Below are 7499 nucleotides of genomic sequence, written 5' to 3'. Positions count from 1 at the left end.
CCCCCCCCCCCCCCCCCCCCCCCCCCCCCCCCCCCCCCCCCCCCCCCCCCCCCCCCCCCCCCCCCCCCCCCCCCCCTTTTTAATGATACGGCGACCACCGAGATCTACACAACTGATACTTCGTCGGCAGCGTCAGATGTGGAGAAGAGACAGGCCTATACTGGTAAATCGTTTTCCTCGCCGCCGGAAGGAGCAGTCATGCGCATTGCCAACCTGAAGATCGGGACCCGCCTGGGCTTGTGTTTCGCGATAGTCTTCGCGCTGATGGCGATGCTGATCGCCGTCGGCAGCCAGCGATTGTCCAATATCGGTGAGCTCAGTAGCACCATCATCGACAAGGACTGGGTCAAGGCCGATGCGGCGGCTACCATTACCGCCACCACACGCGCCAACGCGGCGCTGGTGCTGCAACTGCTGATCGCGACCGATCCGGCGCAGGCCGCACAACTGCGCAAGGAAGTGGACAACAACAAAGCCATCATCACCGACGCGCTATCCAAGCTCGATAAGCTGGTCTACCGCCCAGAGGGTCGCGAACTGCTGGCACAAGTGACCAGCGACCGCGCCGCCTACGTTCAATCCTTCACTGGCGTGCTGAAACTTCTCGCCGACGGCCAACGCGAACAGGCTACACAACGCGCCATGTCCGAGACCATGCCGCGCCTGGCCAGGTTGCAGGACACGGTAGGCAAGCTGGCGGACCTCCAGGACAGCATCGTCACCGCCAACGGCGCGGAAATCAAAAAGCACATCAGCTCCGCCCTCGCCGTGATGGTCGCGCTGGGCCTGGCAGCGCTGGCGATCGGTGCAGCATGCGCGCTGTGGGTCACCCGCTCGATCACGCGCCCCATCAACTATGCGCTGCAAGTGGCGCGCACCGTGGCTTCAGGCGACCTGACCAGCCAGATCAAGGCCAGCACGAAGGACGAAACCGGGCAGCTGCTACACGCCCTGCACGAAATGAATGAAGCGCTATCGCAGATTGTCGGCCAGGTGCGCCATGGCACGGTGGCCATTGCCTCGGCATCCAGTGAAATCGCCACCGGCAACCTGGATTTATCGGCGCGCACCGAAAGCCAGGCCTCGGCGCTGGAAGAAACCGCGTCTTCGATGGAAGAACTGACGTCAACCGTGAAGGCCAACGCCGACAATGCGCGGGAGGCCGACCAGCTGGCCAGTTCCGCCTCCCACGTGGCCCGGCAAGGTGGCGACGTCGTGTCGCAGGTGGTGACGACCATGGGATCGATCAACGACTCCTCCCGCAAGGTCGTCGATATCATCTCGGTGATCGACGGCATCGCATTCCAGACCAATATCCTGGCCTTGAATGCGGCAGTGGAAGCAGCACGCGCCGGCGAGCAAGGGCGCGGCTTCGCGGTCGTCGCCAGCGAAGTGCGCAACCTCGCGGCGCGCTCCGCCAGCGCAGCCAAGGAAATCAAGGAACTCATATCCAGCTCAGTCGAGCAGGTGGACGCCGGCGCCCGGCTGGTCGCCCAGGCCGGCGCCACGATGGAAGAAGTGGTCGCATCGGTGCAGCGCGTGACCGGCATCGTCGCCGAAATCTCGCTCGCAACACGCGAGCAGACGGACGGCATCGAACAGATGAACACCGCCATCATGCAGATGGACCAGACAACGCAGCAGAACGCCGCACTGGTCGAGCAAGCGGCAGCCGCCGCCTCCGCCATGAGCGACCAGGCCGGCGAACTGGAGCGCCTGGTCGCCCGCTTCCGGCTCCCCGGCGACCACGCCGCTTTGGCAGCCCCAACCCGCCACGAAGTCCGCCGCATTGCAGCTTAAAAGTCGGGGTCAGGTCGAGCAAATGGACACGGGCTCAACCGCATTGCGGTTGAGCCCGTGTCCATTTGCTCGACCTGACCCCGACTTTTATCTCGCTAGGCGAAGACCGGTGAATTGCCAGCGGGCACTGGCTGGGAAGAAGTTGCGGTAGCTGGGGCGGGAGTGGCCTGATGGCGTGGCGAGGCTGGAACCGCGCAGCACGTATTGGTTGACCATGAACTTGCCGTTGTATTCGCCGATCGCGCCTTCCGCCGGGTGGAAGCCGGGGTATGGTGCGTAGCTGCTGCTGGTCCATTGCCAGCAGTGGCCGAACATGTCACTGAGCACGGCGTGATTTGCTGCGTGCTCCCATTCGGCTTCTGTCGGCAGGCGGGCGCCGGCCCAGTGGGCGTAGGCGTCGGCTTCAAACAGCGAAATGTGCGTTACCGGGGCGTCCAGCGCCAGCGGCTGCTGGCCGCGCAGCGTGAAGCATGTCCATTCTTCGCCGCGCCGCCAGTACATAGGGGCTTCGATTCCATTCGCGCGAATCCAGTCCCAGCCTTCCGCCAGCCATAGGCTTGGGTTACTGTAGCCGCCGGCTTCGATGAAGGCGAGGAATTCGGCGTTCGTTACCAGTCGCGTGGTTAGTTCGAACGGGACGAGGTAGACCTTGTGGCGCGGCAGTTCGTTATCGAAGCAGAAGGCGTCGCCCGTGTGGCCGATTTCGTGCACGCCACCGTCAAAGCGTTGCCAGGCAGGCGCTAAGACGGCAGCAGCTGCTGGCTGCGCTGCGCGCGGCAAATACGCTGGCGCCATTGGGTTTTGCGCGAGCAGGTGCTTGACGTCGGCGAGGATCAGTTCCTGGTGCTGCTGTTCATGTTGCAGGCCGAGCGTAAGCAGCGCTGCCAGGCGGGCGTCCGCGGCAGCGTGGCGTGCGGCCAGTGCGGCGATGCGGGCGTCTACATTCGCGCGATAGGCGCGCACTTCTGCCATCGAAGGCCGCGTCAACAGGCCGCGCTGTGGCCGTGGGTGTTTGTCGCCTACGCCGTTGTAATAGGAGTTGAACAGCACCCGAAACGCTGGATGGAAGGGCTGGAAACCTGGCTCGTAACATTCGAGAATGAAGGTCTCGAAGAACCAGGTCGTATGCGCCAGGTGCCATTTAACCGGACTCGCATCGGCCATAGACTGCGCGCCGCAATCCTCGTCGGACAGCGGCTCGGCCAGCGCCATGGTGGCCGCGCGCACTTGCGCGTAGCGTTCGGTCCAGAGTCCAGTGTCACGCATATGCCGCTGCGGCGTGCATCACCGCGAACCAGTGCGCATCATCAGTCCATGTGCCATCGACACGGAAACCAGCTTCCGACAGCAGCTTGCTGAATCCTTCCAGTGTGTACTTGTAGCTGTTCTCGGTGTGGATACGCTCGCCCTGCGCGAACCTGCGCTCCCCCCCGCACCAGCGCACAGTCAGCGCGCTGCGTGCTTCCAGGTGCATTTCGATGCGGCTTTCGGCTTCGTTGAAGAAGGCGACGTGCCACCATTGCTCCGGCTCGAAATCGGCGCCGGCCAGGTGGTTCAAGTGACGCAACAGATTCAGGTTGAAGGCGGCGGTGACGCCGATCGCGTCGTCGTACGCTGCATCGAGTACGGCGCTGTCCTTGACCAGGTCCACGCCGATCAGCAGGCCGCCATCGGCGCCAACATTCTCCCGCACCTGGCGCAGGAAATTCACTGCATCATGCGGCGTGAAATTGCCGATCGAGGAGCCTGGATAGAAGAACTGGCGGCGCGCCACCGGCACAGAAGGCGGCAACAAGAGCGGCTGCGACAAGTCCATCACCAGCGGCGTGATGTCGATTGCAGGGAAGCGCTGGCGCAACTGCGCGGCCGCTTCATGCAGGAAATCGCCGGCGATATCGATCGGTACGTATTGACTCGGCTGAAGCAGCTGAAACAGGCTGGCGGCCTTGGCGCAATTGCCGGCGCCCAGGTCAACCAGGGTCATGCCCGGTCCGATGCGGGCTGCCATGTCGGCGCCGTGGCGGGTGAAGATTGCGGCTTCGGTGCGGGTCGGGTAGTACTCGGGCAGCTCGCAGATTGCTTCGAACAGGTGCGAGCCCAGGCTGTCGTAGAAATATTTTGGTGATGTTGTTGCCTTAGGGGCGAGCAAGCCGGCGCTGATCTCGGCAATTGTCGCGGGGTCGCCATAGGCGATGCCCAATGGTTTGCTTCTCGTTTGCGGTGCGACCACGTGGATCGCTGCCGTGCGTGACAAGGTCATGACTCAGGCTCCTGGGACATTTTTGCTATGATAGCTGAATATCCAAGACCAGGTACCGTGCCCTCGTACGAGGCGTGCGGCTCGTCATTAACATCAAAAAAAGGATCGCACATGTCCATCTTCTCCCTCCGCACCATACAATCGGCCCTGTTTGCAGCCGGTGTGCTCTTCGCCGCTGCCGGCGCCCAAGCCCAGCAAGTCCTGCGTGTTTCGGCCATTCCTGACGAGGCGCCAACTGAGCTGCAACGCAAATTCAAGCCGCTGGGCGAATACCTGGAGAAAAAACTGGCAATGAAGGTGGAGTTCACACCTGTCACCGATTACGCCGCCTCCGTGGATGGCCTGATCAACGGCAAACTGGACATGGTATGGTTCGGCGGCTTCACCTTCGTCCAGGCCAACCACCTGAGCAAGGGCAAAGTCGTGCCGCTGGTGCAGCGCGTGGAAGATGAAAAATTCCGCTCAGTGTTCGTGACCACCAATAAGTCGATCAACTCCCTGGCCGACCTGAAAGGCAAGACCCTGAGCTTCGGTTCCGAGTCCTCGACTTCCGGCCACCTGATGCCGCGTTCCTTCCTGCTGGCGGCCAAGATCGATCCGGACACCGACCTGAAACGCATTTCCTTCTCCGGCGCGCACGACGCCACCGTGGCTGCCGTTGCCGGCGGCAAGGTCGATGCCGGTGCACTGAATATCTCGGTGTGGGAAAAGCTGAATGAACAGAAAAAAGTCGACCCTGCCGTGGTGCGCGTGTTCTACACCACCCCGGCATACTACGATTACAACTGGACCGTCCGTTCCGACATGCCGGACGCGCTGAAGAAGAAGATCACCGACGCTTTCCTGGCGCTGGACAGCGCCAAGCCTGAAGACAAGGCGATCCTGGACCTGCAGCGCGCGTCGAAGTTCATCCCGACCAAGGCTGCCAACTACGTAAACATTGAAGCGGCTGCCAAAAACGCCGGCCTGCTGAAGTAATCAATGTCTTCTGCCTGGTACGAATTGCGGGGCCTCTCGGTCCGCCACATCGGCGGTTCGCGCGGCCTCGCTCTGCAAGACATTTCACTGGAATTTGAGCCTGGCGAGCAGGTGGCGTTGATCGGTCCTTCGGGCGCCGGCAAGACCACCCTGCTCTCCACCCTCGCCTGCGCGCATAAGCCGGATAGCGGCGGGTTCAAGGCTTTCGGCACTGATCCCTGGGAACTGACGGACGCTGGCCGCCACGCCATGCGCGCTCGCCTGTTCCTGGCGCCGCAAACGCCGCCGCTGCCGCCGCGCCAGCGCGTGGTGACGGCCGTGCTGGCGGCGCGCCTGCCCAAGTGGAGCCTGGGCCAGGCCCTGCTCTCGCTGTTCAAGCCCGCCGATCCGGAAGCCGCTTACCGCGCGCTGTCACGCTTCAATCTGGGCGACAAGCTGTATGACCGCGTGGACCGCCTGTCGGGCGGCGAACGCCAGCGCTGCGGCCTGGCGCGCCTGCTGCTGTCGTCGGCCCAGGCCTTGCTGGTCGACGAACCGCTGTCGGCGCTGGACCCAGCCCTGTCGCAGTTGACCCTGAACACCTTGCAGCAGGAAGCGCGCGAGCGCAACGCCCTGCTGGTGTGCAGCCTGCACCAGGTGGACCTGGCGCTGGCCCATTTCCCACGCATCGTGGCTCTGAAAAATGGCCGCGTCGTCTTCGACCTGCCGCGCGACCAGGTCACGCAAGCCATGGTCGATGAACTCTACCTCGGCGAACTGCCGCCTGCGAACTCGCCGCAGCCGGATGAAATGGCCGCCAAGCTGGCCGTTGGGGCGTGCCTGTAAGCGATGCATAACGTCCCCGCCGTTCCCCTCTCGCCCCACCATCCGGATCCCGCCTGGCGCCAGCGCTTAGCGACGATCATCCTCGGCATCGCCCTGCTTTGGCCGCTGGTGGTGGTGACCGAGTTCTATCCCTGGACGCTGTTCGACCTGCAAAGCCTGCACGCCACCGGGCAGTATCTGTCGGCCTTCCTCATGCCCGCACATGATGCCGAGTTCCTCGCCCTGGTGGCGCGTGAGGCATGGAAGACGGTGGCCATCGCCACCTGCGGCTTGACGCTTGCGCTGCTGGGCGCCATTCCGGCCACGCTGATCGTTACCGAGCGCCTGTCGATTTCGCGCATCGGCACCGGCCGCATCGCGCCCTTCCCCCGCATCGTGCGCCAGCTGGTGCGCTGGCTGCTGGTCCTGCTGCGCAGCGTGCCGGAGCTGGTATGGGCGCTGCTGTTCGTGCGTATCTTCAGCCTTGGCGCCACGGCAGGCGTGCTGGCCGTGGCCCTCACTTATGCCGGCATGCTGGGCAAGGTGTATGCCGAAATTCTCGAATCCACCGACCACCACGCCAGCGACGTGCTGCTGCAAAACGGCAGCGGGCGTCTGGCTGCCCTGCTGTATGGTGCTTTGCCGGAGGCTGCGTCGGAGCTGGTGTCCTACACCGTCTACCGCTGGGAATGCGCGATCCGCGGCTCGGTGGTGATGGGGTTTGTCGGCGCCGGCGGCCTGGGGCAGCGCATGGAAGAATCGACGAGGAATATGGTGGGCGGCGAAGTCGCCACCATGCTGATTGTGTTCGTACTGCTGGCGGCTGCGGCCGACCTGGTATCCAAATACTTACGCAGGAGCCTGGGATGAGCCATATGCCCGCGCCACCCGCGCGCAACTGGTCCGGATGGCTGTTCGGCGCCGCGCTGACCACCCTTGTCATCGCCAGTTTCGCCACGCTGCAACTCAAACTGGGCGACCTGTTCACCGTAGCAGCAATGCAAAGCGCCGGCAACTTGCTGGCAGGCTTCGCGCCGCCGGAATTGGCCAGCGGCTTCCTGCGCAAGACCGCTATCGCGACGCTTGAAACGCTGGCCATGTCGGCGCTCGGCACCCTTCTCGCCGTGGCGGGAGGCCTGCTGCTGGCGATTCCCGCCGCTGGACGCTTCGGCCGCACACCGCGTGCCGTAATCCGCGGCCTGCTGAACGTGCTGCGCTCGATCCCGGAACTGGTGTGGGCTTCGATCCTGCTGGTGGCTGCCGGACTGGGTCCATTTGCCGGCACCATGGCGCTGGCCGCGCACACCGCCGGTGTGCTGGGCCGCCTGTTCGCCGATGCGCTGGAAAACGCGCCGCCGCTGCCTGAGCAAAGCCTGCGCCTGAACGGCGCCACACCGATGGCAGCCTTCTTCTACGCCACCCTGCCGCAAACCCTGCCGCAAATGCTTTCGTACACGCTGTACCGCTGGGAGAACAATATCCGCGCCGCCGCCGTGCTGGGCGTGGTGGGCGCCGGCGGTTTGGGGCAGATGCTTAAATTCCACCTGTCACTGTTCCAGATGGAACGTGCCGCGACGGTGATCCTCGCCATGCTTCTGCTGGTTGCAGTGGTCGATGCACTCAGCTTTGCGCTGCGCCGCGCCCTCACCCGTTAAGC

7 protein-coding genes are annotated in these 7499 nt (G+C 63.9%); 5 read left to right on the top strand and 2 right to left on the bottom strand.

The genetic code is table 11. The features are described from left to right. Positions 1 to 198 precede the first annotated feature (198 nt). Positions 199 to 1800 (top strand): methyl-accepting chemotaxis protein, encoded by a 1602-nt coding sequence (locus tag AC1RTP_RS24355; RefSeq protein WP_498611223.1) that lies wholly within the window; start codon positions 199 to 201, stop codon positions 1798 to 1800. A gap of 87 nt (positions 1801 to 1887) precedes the next feature. Here the strand turns inward: AC1RTP_RS24355 and egtB are convergent, their stop codons facing one another. Continuing rightward, entirely contained in the window at positions 1888 to 3066 is a 1179-nt protein-coding gene (egtB, locus tag AC1RTP_RS24350) for an ergothioneine biosynthesis protein EgtB (RefSeq protein WP_498611222.1), read from the bottom strand. Further along, a complete protein-coding gene (gene egtD, locus AC1RTP_RS24345) occupies positions 3059 to 4060 on the bottom strand; it encodes an L-histidine N(alpha)-methyltransferase (RefSeq protein WP_498611221.1) in 1002 nt (333 codons plus the stop codon). Before egtD ends, egtB begins: the two co-directional genes overlap by 8 nt. 111 nt (positions 4061 to 4171) lie before the next feature. On the opposite strand from egtD, the gene AC1RTP_RS24340 reads away from it, so the two are divergent. From AC1RTP_RS24340 to phnE, 4 genes are read left to right on the top strand one after another with little or no spacing between them, the layout of a single operon-like run. Further along, on the top strand, positions 4172 to 5038 hold the full coding sequence (locus tag AC1RTP_RS24340) for a putative selenate ABC transporter substrate-binding protein (protein ID WP_498611220.1): 867 nt from the start codon (positions 4172 to 4174) through the stop codon (positions 5036 to 5038). 3 nt (positions 5039 to 5041) lie between these two features. Next, positions 5042 to 5863 carry a phosphonate ABC transporter ATP-binding protein gene (locus tag AC1RTP_RS24335; protein WP_498611219.1) on the top strand — a complete coding sequence of 274 codons (822 nt, stop codon included), beginning with the start codon at positions 5042 to 5044 and terminating at the stop codon, positions 5861 to 5863. Between the two features lie 3 nt (positions 5864 to 5866). Further along, on the top strand, positions 5867 to 6712 hold the full coding sequence (locus AC1RTP_RS24330) for a PhnE/PtxC family ABC transporter permease (protein WP_498611218.1): 846 nt from the start codon (positions 5867 to 5869) through the stop codon (positions 6710 to 6712). Further along, positions 6709 to 7497 (top strand): phosphonate ABC transporter, permease protein PhnE, encoded by a 789-nt coding sequence (gene phnE / locus AC1RTP_RS24325; RefSeq protein ID WP_498611217.1) that lies wholly within the window; start codon positions 6709 to 6711, stop codon positions 7495 to 7497. Before AC1RTP_RS24330 ends, phnE begins: the two co-directional genes overlap by 4 nt. Positions 7498 to 7499 lie beyond the last annotated feature (2 nt).

The organism is Pseudoduganella sp. GW821-FHT11H04 (genome assembly GCF_058807935.1).
The sequence above is the reverse complement of the archived record's forward strand: the minus strand, read 5'-3'. Positions and strand labels throughout refer to the sequence as shown.

What these genes read in the sequence shown, in the direction of transcription:
- AC1RTP_RS24355 (WP_498611223.1), top strand. Translation starts at nt 199, where the DNA reads ATGCGCATTGCCAACCTGAAGATCGGGACCCGCCTGGGCTTGTGTTTC.
- egtB (WP_498611222.1), bottom strand. Translation starts at nt 3,066, where the DNA reads ATGCGTGACACTGGACTCTGGACCGAACGCTACGCGCAAGTGCGCGCG.
- egtD (WP_498611221.1), bottom strand. Translation starts at nt 4,060, where the DNA reads ATGACCTTGTCACGCACGGCAGCGATCCACGTGGTCGCACCGCAAACG.
- AC1RTP_RS24340 (WP_498611220.1), top strand. Translation starts at nt 4,172, where the DNA reads ATGTCCATCTTCTCCCTCCGCACCATACAATCGGCCCTGTTTGCAGCC.
- AC1RTP_RS24335 (WP_498611219.1), top strand. Translation starts at nt 5,042, where the DNA reads ATGTCTTCTGCCTGGTACGAATTGCGGGGCCTCTCGGTCCGCCACATC.
- AC1RTP_RS24330 (WP_498611218.1), top strand. Translation starts at nt 5,867, where the DNA reads ATGCATAACGTCCCCGCCGTTCCCCTCTCGCCCCACCATCCGGATCCC.
- phnE (WP_498611217.1), top strand. Translation starts at nt 6,709, where the DNA reads ATGAGCCATATGCCCGCGCCACCCGCGCGCAACTGGTCCGGATGGCTG.